The organism is Caldimonas hydrothermalis (assembly GCF_056746695.1).
Genome location: NZ_JBWQXA010000003.1, coordinates 230,989 through 244,064, shown reverse-complemented (window position 1 = coordinate 244,064; position 13,076 = coordinate 230,989). Strand labels below are relative to the sequence as shown.

General features: G+C 68.9%; 16 protein-coding genes. 7 read left to right on the top strand and 9 right to left on the bottom strand.

What is annotated here, in order from left to right; genetic code table 11:
- Position 1 precedes the first annotated feature (1 nt).
- Both AC1ECW_RS06335 and AC1ECW_RS06330 read right to left on the bottom strand, forming a co-directional pair.
- Positions 2–529 (bottom strand): GNAT family N-acetyltransferase, encoded by a 528-nt coding sequence (locus tag AC1ECW_RS06335; RefSeq protein WP_409706431.1) that lies wholly within the window; start codon positions 527–529, stop codon positions 2–4.
- A gap of 10 nt (positions 530–539) precedes the next feature.
- Positions 540–2,513, bottom strand: coding sequence for a DNA topoisomerase IV subunit B (locus tag AC1ECW_RS06330; RefSeq protein ID WP_481201461.1), 1,974 nt, complete (start codon positions 2,511–2,513; stop codon positions 540–542).
- 108 nt (positions 2,514–2,621) lie between these two features.
- On the opposite strand from AC1ECW_RS06330, the gene AC1ECW_RS06325 reads away from it, so the two are divergent.
- The 6 genes from AC1ECW_RS06325 (at position 2,622) to bamC (ending at position 6,815) form a co-directional block, all read left to right on the top strand.
- On the top strand, positions 2,622–3,839 hold the full coding sequence (locus AC1ECW_RS06325) for an MFS transporter (RefSeq protein ID WP_481201460.1): 1,218 nt from the start codon (positions 2,622–2,624) through the stop codon (positions 3,837–3,839).
- A gap of 7 nt (positions 3,840–3,846) precedes the next feature.
- Positions 3,847–3,987, top strand: coding sequence for a hypothetical protein (locus tag AC1ECW_RS06320; RefSeq protein ID WP_409706440.1), 141 nt, complete (start codon positions 3,847–3,849; stop codon positions 3,985–3,987).
- A gap of 7 nt (positions 3,988–3,994) precedes the next feature.
- Positions 3,995–4,135, top strand: a complete 141-nt coding sequence (locus AC1ECW_RS06315) for a hypothetical protein (RefSeq protein ID WP_409706443.1) — start codon at positions 3,995–3,997, stop codon at positions 4,133–4,135.
- Positions 4,132–4,686 carry a class I SAM-dependent methyltransferase gene (locus AC1ECW_RS06310; RefSeq protein ID WP_409706446.1) on the top strand — a complete coding sequence of 185 codons (555 nt, stop codon included), beginning with the start codon at positions 4,132–4,134 and terminating at the stop codon, positions 4,684–4,686. The genes AC1ECW_RS06315 and AC1ECW_RS06310 overlap by 4 nt, the downstream gene beginning before the upstream one ends.
- Positions 4,687–4,743: 57 nt before the next feature.
- Positions 4,744–5,625, top strand: coding sequence for a 4-hydroxy-tetrahydrodipicolinate synthase (gene dapA / locus AC1ECW_RS06305; RefSeq protein WP_409706449.1), 882 nt, complete (start codon positions 4,744–4,746; stop codon positions 5,623–5,625).
- A 77-nt stretch (positions 5,626–5,702) separates the two neighbouring features.
- On the top strand, positions 5,703–6,815 hold the full coding sequence (gene bamC / locus AC1ECW_RS06300) for an outer membrane protein assembly factor BamC (protein ID WP_409706452.1): 1,113 nt from the start codon (positions 5,703–5,705) through the stop codon (positions 6,813–6,815).
- A 140-nt stretch (positions 6,816–6,955) separates the two neighbouring features.
- On the opposite strand, the gene AC1ECW_RS06295 is transcribed toward bamC, so the two are convergent.
- From AC1ECW_RS06295 to AC1ECW_RS06285, 3 genes are all read right to left on the bottom strand, one after another.
- Positions 6,956–7,174, bottom strand: coding sequence for a hypothetical protein (locus AC1ECW_RS06295; RefSeq protein ID WP_409706455.1), 219 nt, complete (start codon positions 7,172–7,174; stop codon positions 6,956–6,958).
- Positions 7,175–7,327: 153 nt separating this feature from the next.
- Complete coding sequence (locus AC1ECW_RS06290) at positions 7,328–7,828, bottom strand: hypothetical protein (RefSeq protein WP_409706458.1); 501 nt, start codon at positions 7,826–7,828, stop codon at positions 7,328–7,330.
- Positions 7,829–7,846: 18 nt separating this feature from the next.
- A complete protein-coding gene (locus AC1ECW_RS06285) occupies positions 7,847–8,980 on the bottom strand; it encodes a JmjC domain-containing protein (protein ID WP_409706461.1) in 1,134 nt (377 codons plus the stop codon).
- Positions 8,981–9,005: 25 nt separating this feature from the next.
- On the opposite strand from AC1ECW_RS06285, the gene AC1ECW_RS06280 reads away from it, so the two are divergent.
- Positions 9,006–9,527 (top strand): FKBP-type peptidyl-prolyl cis-trans isomerase, encoded by a 522-nt coding sequence (locus AC1ECW_RS06280; protein ID WP_409706464.1) that lies wholly within the window; start codon positions 9,006–9,008, stop codon positions 9,525–9,527.
- Positions 9,528–9,565: 38 nt separating this feature from the next.
- On the opposite strand, the gene dut is transcribed toward AC1ECW_RS06280, so the two are convergent.
- From dut to AC1ECW_RS06260, 4 genes are read right to left on the bottom strand one after another with little or no spacing between them, the layout of a single operon-like run.
- Positions 9,566–10,015 (bottom strand): dUTP diphosphatase, encoded by a 450-nt coding sequence (gene dut, locus AC1ECW_RS06275; RefSeq protein ID WP_481201459.1) that lies wholly within the window; start codon positions 10,013–10,015, stop codon positions 9,566–9,568.
- Entirely contained in the window at positions 10,012–11,262 is a 1,251-nt protein-coding gene (coaBC, locus tag AC1ECW_RS06270) for a bifunctional phosphopantothenoylcysteine decarboxylase/phosphopantothenate--cysteine ligase CoaBC (protein ID WP_481201458.1), read from the bottom strand. The genes dut and coaBC overlap by 4 nt, the downstream gene beginning before the upstream one ends.
- The gene (locus AC1ECW_RS06265) at positions 11,252–12,355 is read right to left on the bottom strand and encodes a transglutaminase-like domain-containing protein (protein ID WP_481201457.1); all 1,104 of its coding nucleotides are present in this window, start codon (positions 12,353–12,355) and stop codon (positions 11,252–11,254) included. Before AC1ECW_RS06265 ends, coaBC begins: the two co-directional genes overlap by 11 nt.
- 47 nt (positions 12,356–12,402) lie before the next feature.
- Positions 12,403–12,966: a TlpA disulfide reductase family protein gene (locus tag AC1ECW_RS06260; protein WP_481201456.1), complete on the bottom strand. Its 564-nt coding sequence runs from the start codon at positions 12,964–12,966 to the stop codon at positions 12,403–12,405.
- Between the last annotated feature and the right edge of the window lie 110 nt (positions 12,967–13,076).

Below are 13,076 nucleotides of genomic sequence, written 5' to 3'. Positions count from 1 at the left end.
CTCAGTCGGCGGATTCCTGGCCGGTTTCCACGCGGGCGCGGTACTCGTCTTCCAGCATCGACATCACGATGAGCGATTCGTAGCCGTGGTCGGTGAGCACGCTCTCGCGCAGCCGGCCTTCCTCCACGAAGCCCTCGGTGTCGTACAGCGCCTTGGCGCGGGTGTTGTGGGGCCGCACATCGAGCCAGAAACGATGAGCGCCCAAATCGTTGAAGGCGATGCGCTTGAGCAGGCGCAGGCAGGCGCGCCCCAGGCCCTGCCCCTTGGGCTGGATCACCATGCGCTTGAGCTCGATCGAGCGGTGCCGGTTGCGGCAGCCCACCAGGATCACGAAACCCACAGGCCCGGGCGAATCGCCGGCTTCCACGATGAAATGGCGGAAGTCCGGAAACCGCACTGCCGCCTCGTGCTGCGTGCGGTCCCAGGGGGTGATGGTCGGCCGGTTGACCGGGTCGTTCTCCATCGCCACGACCCCGTCCAGGTCGTCGATCAAGGTGGGCCGCAGGCGGACCCGGGTGTTGCCGAGCATCGTTGGCCCTTCAGATATCGATGTCCACGGCGTCGCCGTGCAGTTCCATCAGGTCGCGGCGGGCCTGTGCCTCGCCCTTGCCCATGAGCTTGTTCATGAGCTGCTCGGTGTCGGCAAAGCCCAGGTCGCCATAGGCCACCCGCAGCAAGCGCCGCGTGTCCGGGTTGAGCGTGGTCTCCCACAATTGCTCGGCGCTCATCTCGCCCAGGCCCTTGAAGCGGCTGATGGACCAGGCCCCTTCGCGGCAGCCCTCCTTGCGCAGCTTGTCCAGGATGGCGGCGAGTTCACCCTCATCGAGCGCATAGAGCTTGGCCGCGGGCTTCTTGCCGCGCGCCGGGGCGTCCACGCGGAACAGCGGCGGCCTGGCCACGTACACATGGCCGCGCTCGATCAGCTTGGGGAAATGGCGGAAAAAGAGCGTGAGCAACAGCACCTGGATGTGGGCGCCGTCGACGTCGGCATCCGACAGGATGCAAATCTTGCCGTAGCGCAGGCCGGACAAATCGGGCTCGTCCGCCGGCCCATGAGGGTCCACACCGATCGCCACGGCGATGTCGTGGATCTCGTTGTTCTTGAACAGCAGATCGCGCTCGACCTCCCAGGCATTGAGCACCTTGCCGCGCAGCGGCAAGATGGCCTGGGTCTCCTTGTCGCGGCCCATCTTGGCGCTGCCGCCTGCCGAGTCACCTTCGACCAGGAAGACTTCGTTGACCGACAGGTCGCGGCTTTCGCAATCGGTGAGCTTGCCCGGCAGCACAGCCACGCCCGAGCCCTTCTTCTTCTCGACCTTCTGCCCGGCGCGCTGGCGCGCCTGGGCCTGCCGGATCACCAGCTCGGCCAGCTTGCGGCCCTGGTCCACGTGCTGGTTCAACCACAGCTCCAGCGCCGGCTTCACGTAGGTGGACACCAGGCGCAGCGCATCGCGGCTGTTCAGCCGCTCCTTGGTCTGGCCCTGGAACTGCGGGTCGAGCACCTTGGCGCTGAGCACGAAGCTCGCCCGCGAAAACACATCCTCGGGCATCAGCTTCACCCCCTTGGGCAAGAGGCTGTGCAGCTCGATGAAACCCTTGACCGCAGCGAACAGGCCGTCCTTCAACCCGGCTTCGTGCGTGCCGCCGGCCACCGTGGGGATGAGGTTGACATAACTCTCTCGCACGGGCGCGCCGTCTTCGGTGAAGGCCACGCACCAGGCGGCGCCCTCGCCTTCGGCGAAGTTCTCGGTCTCGCCCTCCTCGGCGTAGTGCTCACCCTCGAACAGCGAGATCACCGGGTCGCTCGGCAGCGTCTGCAACAAGTAGTCGCGCAGCCCGCCCTTGTACAGCCAGGTCTGGGTCTCGCCGGTTTTCTCATAGGTGAGAGTGACCTCGACCCCCGGCATCAGCACGGCCTTGCTGCGCAGCAGGTGCACCAGCTCCTGCCTGGGCAGCTCGGCGCTCTCGAAGTATGTCGCATCCGGCCAGGCGCGCACCGTGGTGCCCTGGCGACGCGAGCCGGGCTCGGCCTTGCGCACGGCCAGCGGCTCGATCACCTCGCCGCCGCTGAAGGCCAGGCTCGCCACCTGCCCGCCCCGCCAGACCTGCACCTGCAACCGCCTGGACAGCGCGTTGGTCACGCTCACGCCCACGCCGTGCAGGCCGCCCGAAAAGCTGTAGGCCCCGCCCGAGCCCTTGTCGAACTTGCCACCGGCATGCAGCCGCGTGAAGACGATCTCGACCACCGGCACTTTTTCCTCCGGGTGCAGCCCGAAGGGAATGCCACGGCCGTCGTCCTCGACACTGACCGAGCCGTCGGTGTGCACGGTGACCGCAATGCGCCGCCCGAAGCCGGCCAGCGCCTCGTCGGCAGCGTTGTCGATGACTTCCTGGATGATGTGCAGCGGGTTGTCGGTGCGCGTGTACATGCCCGGACGCTGCTTGACGGGCTCCAGCCCCTTGAGCACCCGGATCGACGCCTCGCCGTAGGAGTTCTGCGGTTTGCTAGCCATGGCGGCGGATTCTAGGCCGTGCCCACCACCTCCTCGACAACTGAATTCCAACTGAACGCGACCGTCGCGGCGCCAGCAGACCCGCCGGCGCTTGGCTACAGTTCACCCATGACCTCCGCCCCCGCTCCCAAGCTGTCCATGACGCAGGTGCTGATCTGCGGCGCCCTCATCGTCACGCTGTCCATGGGCATCCGCCACGGTTTCGGTCTGTGGCTGCAACCCATCACGATGGAGCGGGGCTGGACCCGCGAGACCTTCGCGTTTGCAATCGCGATCCAGAACCTGATGTGGGGCGCCACCGGCCCCTTCGCCGGCATGCTGGCCGACCGCTTCGGCGCCTTCCGCGTGTTGCTGGCCGGCGCCGTGCTGTACGCGCTGGGCCTGGTGCTGATGGGCCTGGCCACCTCGGGCCTGGCCTTCACCGGCAGCGCCGGCCTGCTGCTGGGCATGGCGCAGGCAGGCACCACCTACGCGGTCATCTATGGCGTGATCGGTCGCAATGTGGCCCCCGACAAGCGCTCTTGGGCCATGGGCGTGGCCGCCGCGGCCGGCTCCTTCGGCCAGTTCCTGATGGTGCCGGTGGAAAACTGGCTGATCGGCAGCTTCGGCTGGCAAAACGCCCTCTTCATCCTGGGCTGCCTGGCCCTGGCGATCATGCCGCTGGCCCTCGGCCTGAAGGAACCCAAGGCCACCGGGCCGGCGACGGGCTTCCAGCAAAGTGTCGGGCAGGCCCTGCGGGAGGCCTTCGGCTACCGCAGCTTCCAGTTGCTGATGGCCGGCTACTTCGTCTGCGGCTTCCAGGTGGTCTTCATCGGCGTGCACATGCCCAGCTACCTCAAGGACCAGGGCCTGTCGCCCGAGGTGGCCACCTATGCGCTGGCGTTGATCGGCCTGTTCAACGTCTTTGGCACCTATGCGGCCGGCAGCCTGGGCCAGCGCCTGGCCAAGCGCCACATCCTGGCGGCGATCTACTTCCTGCGTTCGGTGGCCATCGTGGCCTTCCTGTGGGCCCCGCTCACGCCGACGAGCGTCTACGTCTTCTCGGCCGTGATGGGCCTGCTGTGGCTGTCCACCGTGCCGCCCACCAATGCCGTGGTGGCCCAGATCTTCGGCGTGCAGTACCTGTCGATGCTGGGCGGCTTCGTCTTTTTCAGCCACCAGATCGGCTCCTTCCTCGGCGTGTGGCTGGGGGGCCTGCTCTACGACAGCACCGGCAGCTACGACGTCGTCTGGTGGATTGCCGTGGCCCTGGGCGTGTTTGCGGCCCTGGTCAACCTGCCGGTGCGGGAAACCGCCATCCAACGGGCCGCCCCGGCTGCGGCATGATCGCGCCATGAACCCGAAGCGCCCTTTGCGCCTGTTCCAGGCCCTGGCCTGGACGGTCGGCGTGCTCGTGCTGCTGGCGGTCTTTGCCTGGTATGCCCAGCCGGCCATGGTCGTCGAGCTGGCCAACCAGCTCTGGAATTGTTTCTAAGCTTCCCATGCAGGTGATCGAACAGCGCCGCCGCGAGGTGGTGATGACAGCCCCAGGCCGGCTCGGGCGTTGGTTGAAGCTGCTGGCCCCGGCCCTCGTCGACCGCATGGCCCTGGCGGCGCTGAGCCGTCAGGCGAGGCCACGATGAGCGAGCCGATGACACACGGACACGAGGCCCCGACAGCCTGGGTGCAGCGCTGGGCCTGTCTGATCCCGGCCGGTGGCGCGGTGCTCGACGTGGCCTGTGGCGCAGGGCGTCACCTGCGCTGGCTCGCCGCCCAGGGCCACCGGGTCACCGGCGTTGACCGCGACGCGCAGGCCGTCGAGCCGCTGCGGTCGCTCGGCGAGATCGTCGTGGCCGACATCGAGAACGGCCCCTGGCCCTTCGAAGGCCGGCGCTTCGAGGCCGTGGTGGTCACGAACTACCTCTGGCGTCCTTTGCTGCCCACCCTGATCGAGACCATAGCCCCCGGCGGCGTGCTGATCTACGAGACCTTCGCGCTGGGCCACGAGACGGTGGGCCGGCCGCGCAACCCGGCCTTTTTGCTGCGCCCGGGAGAACTGCTGGACGCCGCCCGCCCCGCCTTGCGGGTGGTGGCCTACGAGGACGGCTGGCTCGAGGCCCCCGAGCGCTTCGTGCAGCGCCTGGCGGCCGTGCGCGAGACCGGGCCCCAACCGGCACGGCACCGCCTGGCCTGACCCTGCAGCCGGCTGCGACCGCGTGGGTAGAATCGAGAGATTCAGAGGATGTCCCGCATGAAACCCATCACCGGCAGCATCGTGGCCCTGGTCACGCCCATGCACGACGACGGCAGCGTCGACTACGACGGCCTGCGCAAGCTCATCGACTGGCACATCGCCGAAGGCACCGACTGCATCGGCGTGGTCGGCACGACGGGTGAATCCCCCACCGTCACCGTCGACGAGCAGGCCGAGATCATCCGCGTGGCCGTCGAGCACGCCAAGGGCCGCGTGCCCATCATGGCCGGCGCAGGTGCCAACTCCACGCGCGAGGCCATCGAGCTGTCGAAGTTCGCCCAGCAGGCCGGGGCCGACTGCACACTGCAGGTGGTGCCTTACTACAACAAGCCCACCCAGGAAGGCATCTACCGCCACTTCAGGACGATCGCCGAGGCGGTGGACATCCCGATGGTGCTGTACAACGTGCCCGGCCGCACGGTGGCCGACATGCAGCATGAAACCGTGCTGCGCCTGGCCCAGGTGCCCGGCATCATCGGCATCAAGGAAGCCACGGGCCACATCGACCGCGCCGCCTGGCTGATCAAGCAGGCGCCCCGGGGCTTTTCGATCTACTCGGGCGACGACCCGACGGCCGTGGCCCTGATGCTGCTCGGAGGCCATGGCAACGTCAGCGTCACCGCCAACGTCGCCCCCCGGGCCATGCACGAACTGTGCATGGCGGCCATCGCTGGCGATGCGCGCCGGGCCGCCGAGATCCACCTGCGGCTGCTGTCGCTGCACAAGCTGCTCTTCGTCGAGCCCAATCCCATTCCGGTGAAGTGGGCCCTGCAGCGCATGGGCCTCATCGGCGGGGCGTTGCGCCTGCCGCTCACCCCTCTGGGTGAAGCCCAGCGCGGCGCCGTGGAACAAGCCCTGCGCGAAGCAGGTCTGATCTGAGCCGGCCGCCTGCGCCGGCCTTTCCCTTCCGGCCGCCCGTGCGGCGACCGGTCGCTACGAGGTAACGGAGAACGTCTTTGCAGAAACTGCCCCTGACCCGGCCGATCGTGGCCGCCTGCGCCTTGGCCCTGGCGGGCTGCTCGTCGGTGTCCAATGTCCTGTCGGGTGACAAGGTCGACTACCGCAGCGGCAGCACCCTGCGTGAAAGCACGCTGGACGTGCCCCCTGACCTGACCCAGCTTTCGCGGGACTCCCGCTATGCCCCTGCGGGCGGCAGCGTCAGCGCGGCCAGCTACCAGGGCGCCCGCCCGTCGGCCAGCACGGCTGCGACGGTGGCCCCTGCCCAGCTCGGCCAGGCCCGCATCGAGCGCGCCGGCAACCAACGCTGGCTGGTGGTGGACCTGCCCCCCGAGCAGGTGTGGCCCAAGCTGCGCAGCTTCTGGCAGGAGCTGGGCCTGACGCTCACGCTGGACTCGCCCGAGGCCGGGGTGATGGAAACCGAATGGGCCGAAAACCGCGCCAAGCTGCCCCAGGACATCATTCGCCGCACGCTCGGCCGGGTGCTCGACTCCCTGTACTCCACGGGCGAGGTGGACCGCTACCGCACCCGCGTCGAACGCACCCCGCAAGGCAGCGAGATCTACATCAGCCATCGCGGCATGGAAGAGGTCTACGTCGACCAGCGGCAGGAAACCACACGCTGGCAGCCTCGGCCCTCCGACCCCGAGATGGAAGCTGTGATGCTCACCCGGCTGCTCACCCACCTGGGCAAGTCACGCGAGCAGGCCCAGGTGATCGCCGGGCAGGCCCGTGACCTGCCGGCACGCGCCCGCGTGGTCGAGCAGGCCGGCACCGTGGGCGTGCAGATCGACGACGGTTTCGACCGGGCTTGGCGCCGTGTGGGCCTGTCGCTGGACCGCAGCGGCTTCACGGTCGAGGACCGCGACCGCGCCCGCGGCCTGTATTTCGTGCGCTACGTGCCACCCCGTCCGCCCCAGCCCGAACCGGGCCTGCTGGGACGGGTCTTCGGGCGCGGCAGCAACGAGGCTCCCCCACCCCAGCGCTACCGCATCGCCCTGCAGTCCGAAGGCGAGCGCAGCCTCGTGCTCGTGCAAAACGAGCGCGGCGAACCCGACAAGGGCGAGGCGGCCCGCCGCATCGTGAATCTGCTCGCCGAAGACCTCCGGTAAGTGTCGGCTGAAAAACCCTTGAAACATTTGTGACCCATCTATTCAAGGGTCCAGACATTCAACCTGCCGACGCTTTTCACGAGCCCAGCAAAAAGGCCGCCCGAAGGCGGCCTTTTTGCTGGGTCGAAGCCGGGAGACGCTTACTGCGAAGCCGCCGGCGAAGCAGCGTCGGCGGCAGGCGCAGCGGCCTCGGAGGCGGCGCCAGCCACCGGGGAAGCGGCTTCGGCGGGCGCCGGGGCCGGAGCGGGGGCCGGAGCGGCGGCAGGGGCTTCGGCGGCCGGGGCCGGCTCTTCCTTCTTGCCGCAGGCGGCCAGGGCCAGGGCGGCGACGATGGAAGCCAACACGAGCGACTTGTTCATTGCGTTTTCCTCGAACTGTTCAAACCGGATGGAGAATGATCTGGATCGGTTGCGGCCGGCGGGTTTCAATCTGTAAATTGCACGAGGCCATTTCCCGAAGCCCGCCGGGGTGATAGAGCAAACCGGCGCGGATTATATAGGGTTTGCACTTAATCACAATCCCAGGGTGGTGACCGGGAAGTCGGGCACTGCCCGCTGGGCCCATTCGCGCACCCGGTCGTGCATCAGGAGCAGATCGGCCGTGGCCGTGTCCACGAAACCGCGGTAGCGCCGGGGATCGACCAGACGCACCGCCTGCAGGCCCGGCGCGAACCAGAAGCACGGCATCTGCGAGGGCTCGACGTCGTGCAGCGCCAGGCACTCCACCACATGCCCCCAGTCGCGCCGCCAGGCCACCCAGCGTGCATGGCGTCGCGGCACCTCGTCGAAGCGACAGGCCAGCAAGGTCAGTCGCCGGTGGGCATAGGCCCAGCGCGTGAGGGCCTGCACGACCGCCGGCTCGCCCAGCGGCCAGTCCGCATAGTCCACATCGCACAACCAGATTTCGCGGCAGCCCACCTCGGCCGCCCGCTCGAAGGCCTGCACGATCGCCCGGTGGAAGTCGGCGCGGCTCGTGATGGGCGGTGGGGGCGTACCGTTGTCGATGGCGTCCATGGGGTCTGGCTCCTCGGGTCAGGTGGAGGCCGGAGCAAGCGGGTGCAGCCAACCGTCCTCGGCCCACTGCAAGAGCAGCTCCCGCGCGGCGTCGCTGGCCGAGCGCCAGGCGGCGGCGTCCAGTTCGCGGCGGTCGGCCAGCCGACGCATCAGCCGGGCGTCCGGTCCGGCGGCACGGAAGGCCTCACCATTGATGAAGACATGGTGCGTGTCATACATCATTCGCGTACGCCGGTCCAGCCGCAGGCCGTGCGAGAGGTCGCAGGCTCGCCCCGGCTCGAACCACACGCCGCGCTTGGGTTCGCTCAGGTACTCGCCCAGCGCGCACTGCAGGGCCCGGCGGTCCTGCAACAGCGACTGTACGGCCTGCAGCGCGAAGTCCTGCAGGGCCTGCGGCATCCGGGCCGGCGTGGCGGTGGCTGGCTGTCGCGGGTCGCGATAGAGCGGGCTGTCTTCATCGGTCTCGCGGGCCTCGAGTTCGCGCACGAGCACCTCGCGCAGCAGCTCCTCGCGGCGCGGAGCGCGAAAGCCGATCGAGGCCGTCATGCACTCGCCCTCGGCCACGCCGTCGTGCGCCCAGCGCGGCGGCAGGTAGAGCATGTCGCCCGGCTCCAGCACATGCTCCTCCTCGGCGCGGAAGTGGGCCAGGATCTTCAGCGGCACGCCCTGGAGCAAGCGGTCGTCGTCGAGACGGCCGATGCGCCAACGCCTGCGCCCGTGCACCTGCAGCAGGAAGACATCGTAGGAGTCGAAATGCGGGCCCACACCGCCGCCGTCGCTGGCATAGGAAATCATCAGATCGTCCAGGCGCGCATCGGGCACGAAGCGGAAGGCCTGCAGCAGCCGGTGCGCGCCCTCGTGATGCAGATCCACGCCTTGCACCAGCAGCGTCCAGCCGGGACGCGACAGCGGCGGCAGGGCCCGGCGCGGCAGCGCCCCATGGCGAAGCTGCCAGCCGCGCTCGGTCCGGCGGATCAGGCGGGACTCGACGTCCTCGCGCGAGGCCAGCGCAAAGAGCTGGTCGCGCGTGGGCAGCTCGGGCAGGCAGCGCCAGGCTTGGCGCACGAGCAAGGGGCGTTTGTGCCAATGACGGCGCATGAAGGTCTCGGGGCTGAGGCCACCGAGCAGGGTGAGGGGGCGTGAGATCTGCATGGCCGCCATTGTGCGATCATTGAGTATGCGCATCACCTCTCCCTGTGTCGTCAGCCTCACCTGGCGACTCGAAGACACCCTGGGTCACCTCATCGACGAGCTGGCCGAGCCCGTCGAATTCTTTTATGGCGGCGACGATCTGCTGGCCAAGGTCGAGGAGGTGCTCGAGGGGCAGGAAACGGGCTTCGAGGCCCGGCTCCACCTGGAACCCGAGCACGCCTTCGGTGACTACGACCCCTCGCTGGTCTTCTTCGAGGATCGCAAGATCTTCTCCGAGCACATCGAACCGGGCATGCAGTTCGACGGCCTGCCCGAAGGCATCACCACCCGTGACATGCCCGCCGACCGCATCTACACGGTCACCGAGGTCTATGACAGCCATGTGGTGCTGGACGGCAACCATCCCTTGGCCGGTATCGCGCTGCGCCTGGCGCTGAAGGTGCGCGACGTGCGCGAGGCCACCGAGGAGGAGATCGAGAACGGCAGCGTGGGCCAGCCGGTGCTCAGCGTGATGGCCACGGCGCCCAGCGGTTCACAGCTCCATTGACCCCCCATCGGGCCGTTGGACGCGCTCGAAGCGGGCCGTCAACGCTGGCCGGTCGAGCCGAAGCCGCCCTCGCCGCGGTGCGAGGCCTCGAAGTCCTCGACGCGCTCGAAGCGGGCCTGCACCACCGGCACGATGACCAGTTGCGCGATGCGCTCCATTGGCTGCACCGTGAAGGTCTCGTGACCGCGATTCCAGCAGCTCACCATCAGCTGGCCCTGGTAGTCCGAATCGATCAGCCCGACCAGGTTGCCCAGCACGATGCCGTGTTTGTGACCCAGGCCGGAGCGCGGCAGGATCAGCGCGGCCAGGCCGGCATCACCGATGTGGATGGCCAGCCCGGTGGGAATGAGCCGGGTCTGGCCCGGCTCGAGCACCAGCGGTGCGTCCAGACAGGCGCGCAGGTCCAGGCCGGCACTGCCGGGCGTGGCATACGTGGGCAGGTGCTCGGCCATGCGGGGGTCGAGCACTTTCAGGGCGATCGTCGTCATCGGCGGGTCGGGGGCAGGCGTTGGGCGATCTCGCGCACCAGCAGGCGCGCCAGCAGGAGCTTGTCGGCGCGGCCGCCGTCCTCGGGCAAGGCGCGCTCGCCTTGCTCGTCTACCAGCAGCAAGGCGTTGTCGTCGCGGCCGAAGGCGGTCGGGCCGAGATTGGCCACGAGCAGCGGCACCGCCTTGCGCTCGCGTTTGCTGCGGGCGTGCTCGGCCAGTTTTTCGCTCTCGGCCGCAAAGCCCACGCAGTAGGGGGGCTCGGGCAGGCGCGCCACGCTGGCCAGGATGTCGGGGTTCTCGACGAAGTTCAGCGCCGGGCACTGGCCCGAGCCGTCCTTCTTGAGCTTGTGCTCGGCCGCCTGGGCGGGCCGCCAGTCGGCCACCGCGGCCGTGGCGATGAACACATCCTGCGACGACACCACCGACATCACCGCATCGAACATCTGCACGGCGCTGCGCACGTCGATGCGGCGCACGCCGCGCGGCGTGTCCAAGGCCACCGGGCCGGCCACCAGCGTGACCTCGGCTCCCGCCTCACGGGCCGCGCGCGCCAGCGCAAAGCCCATCTTGCCGCTGGACAGATTGGTGATGCCCCGCACCGGGTCGATGGCCTCGAAGGTCGGCCCTGCGGTGATCAGCACCCGTCGGCCCTGCAGCCGCTTGGGCTCGAAGAAGGCGACGATCTCCTCGAAGAGCTCCTGCGCCTCCAGCATGCGGCCGTCGCCAAACTCGCCGCAGGCCTGATCCCCGTGGGCCGGGCCCAGCAGCACGGCGCCGTCGGCCACCACCTGGGCCACGTTGCGCCGGGTGGCCGGGTGCGACCACATCTCACGGTTCATCGCCGGCGCCAGCAGCAGCGGGCAGGGCTGCTCGCCCACGCCCCAGGGCCGGGCCAGACACATCAGGCTGATGAAGTCGTCGGCACGGCCTTGCGCCAGCGCCGCGATGCAGTCGGCACTGGCCGGCGCGATCACGATGGCATCGGCCCCTCGGGTGAGGTTGATGTGCGCCATGTTGTTGGGCTCTCGCGCGTCCCAGGGGCTCGTGACCACCGGCTGGCCCGACAGCGCTTGCATCGTCACCGCCGTGATGAAACGCTCGGCGCTCTCGCTCATCACCACCCGCACCGAGGCGCCAGCCTTGACGAGCAGGCGCACGAGTTCGGCGCTCTTGTAGCAGGCCACGCCGCCGGACAGGGCCAGCACGAGCCTGCGGCCCTGCAGGGCCAGGGGAGGGTCAGATTTCACGGGCGGAGATGGTGTACTTGAAGCGGTCGGGATCGAGCGGATCGTAACGGCCCTGGGCATGCTCGGCCTGCGGGTACATCAAAAAGCCCAGGCGCGGACCGTCTGAGCCGGGCAGGGCCACGTCGTGCGCGGTGTTGTAGGCCATCCAGTTGCCCTCCCAGCCGCCGAACAGCCCCGCGTAGACGGGAGCGACGAGCGGGTCGCGCGGATCGCGGATCCACTGCGCGGACTCCTGCCGCATGACCTTGCCCACGTCGGCCGGATCCATCGCCACCCAGCCATGCTCGCGCAGGAAGACCTCGGCACGGCAGTGCTGGGCCGATTTCAGGTTGACGGGGTTCGCGCCGAGCTCGCGGTAGCCGAACGCCGAGGGCGCCAGCCGGATGCCGTAGACGTCACGGGCGGGCACCCCCACGGCACGGCACAGCCCCACGAAGAGCGCGTTGATGTCTCCACACTTGCCGCCGAAGTTGCCGGTCTCGAGCATGGCCCGGATGTCGCCCACGCCACAGCCGCGCACCAGCGGCTCCCGGTAGGTGGAATGAACCACCCAGTCGTAGATGCGACGCACCTTGTCCGCATCACGGCGGGCGCTGCCCACGATGCGGCGCGCGGTGTCGCGCACGATGCCGTCGGTGGGCATCAGGTCGGTGGGTTGCAGCCAGAAGCGCAACGTGGCGGGATCTTCGGACACCGGCGACGGGCGTTGCCAATCGACGGCCCGGTCGCGGGTGAGGACCACGCTGCTCACCTCGACCACCGGGGCCGGCACCGACGCCTCGAAGCGGGCCATCAGCATGCGCGCGCCGTAGCGGTCATCGGCGACGATGCCGGCACTGGACGCATTGCCGCGCCATTGGTGGCCGAGCGACTGCTGGTAATCGGTGTGCACGGACGGCAGCGGCAGCCACACGCGGGCCGCACCCACGGGCTGCTGCAACTCGACGCGGGTGGTGACCTCGAAGCGGCGCCAGCCTCCCGGGGCCGGCTCGAAGCGGCGCTGCGCCCGGGCCGTTGCCAACGCGCCGAGTCCAAGCACAGCCGCGCCCAATCCCTGCAGCACGCGGCGACGATTCACGAAGCCTTGAACCATGGTCTCTTCCTAGAAACAAAAAACGCTACGAGCCTGGCCGAGGCAGATTATCGGCCCTGGCGCAGCAGGGGTTCGATCAGTTCACGGGCCTGGGCTCCCGTCCAGTCGAACTCGCCGATCACGCTCCAGCGCGGCCTGCCCCAACGGTCGACGATCACGGTGGTGGGCAGCACGCGCGGCGTCCAGGCTTTGGCGGCCGCACCATCGCGGTCCATCAACACCGGCAGGGCCTGCGGAATCTCGCCGAAAACCAGGTCCAGGAAGGACCGCACCTTGGCCTCGCCCTCCTGGTGGTTCACGGCCAGCACCGCCAATCCCTGGTCGGCCCGGCTCTCGGCCAGGCGCAGCAAGGCCGGCATTTCCGACACACAAGGCTCGCACCAACTGGCCCAGAAGTTCAGCACCACGACCCGGCCCCGCCAGTCGGCCAAGCGACGCACGCCTCCTTCCAAGGCCGGCAAGGCCAGCGGTGGCACCGACCGGTCGGCCGGCCAGGGCCGCACCACGGCCCGGGGCAGCGCCCACGGGGCCGAAGGCAGCAGGCCCAGCAGGGCAGCCAGCCTCAGGCAGGCGCGACGGGTCGGCAAGGCAGGATGGGACGCAGCGGTCACGACAGGCGTTGAAGACGGCAGGAACGAGCGCGGATTATCCGCAGCCCCGGCCCATACCCGATCCCGATCCCAGGTCTTTATAAATTTTCAGAAATTTCTGAAATTTCAGA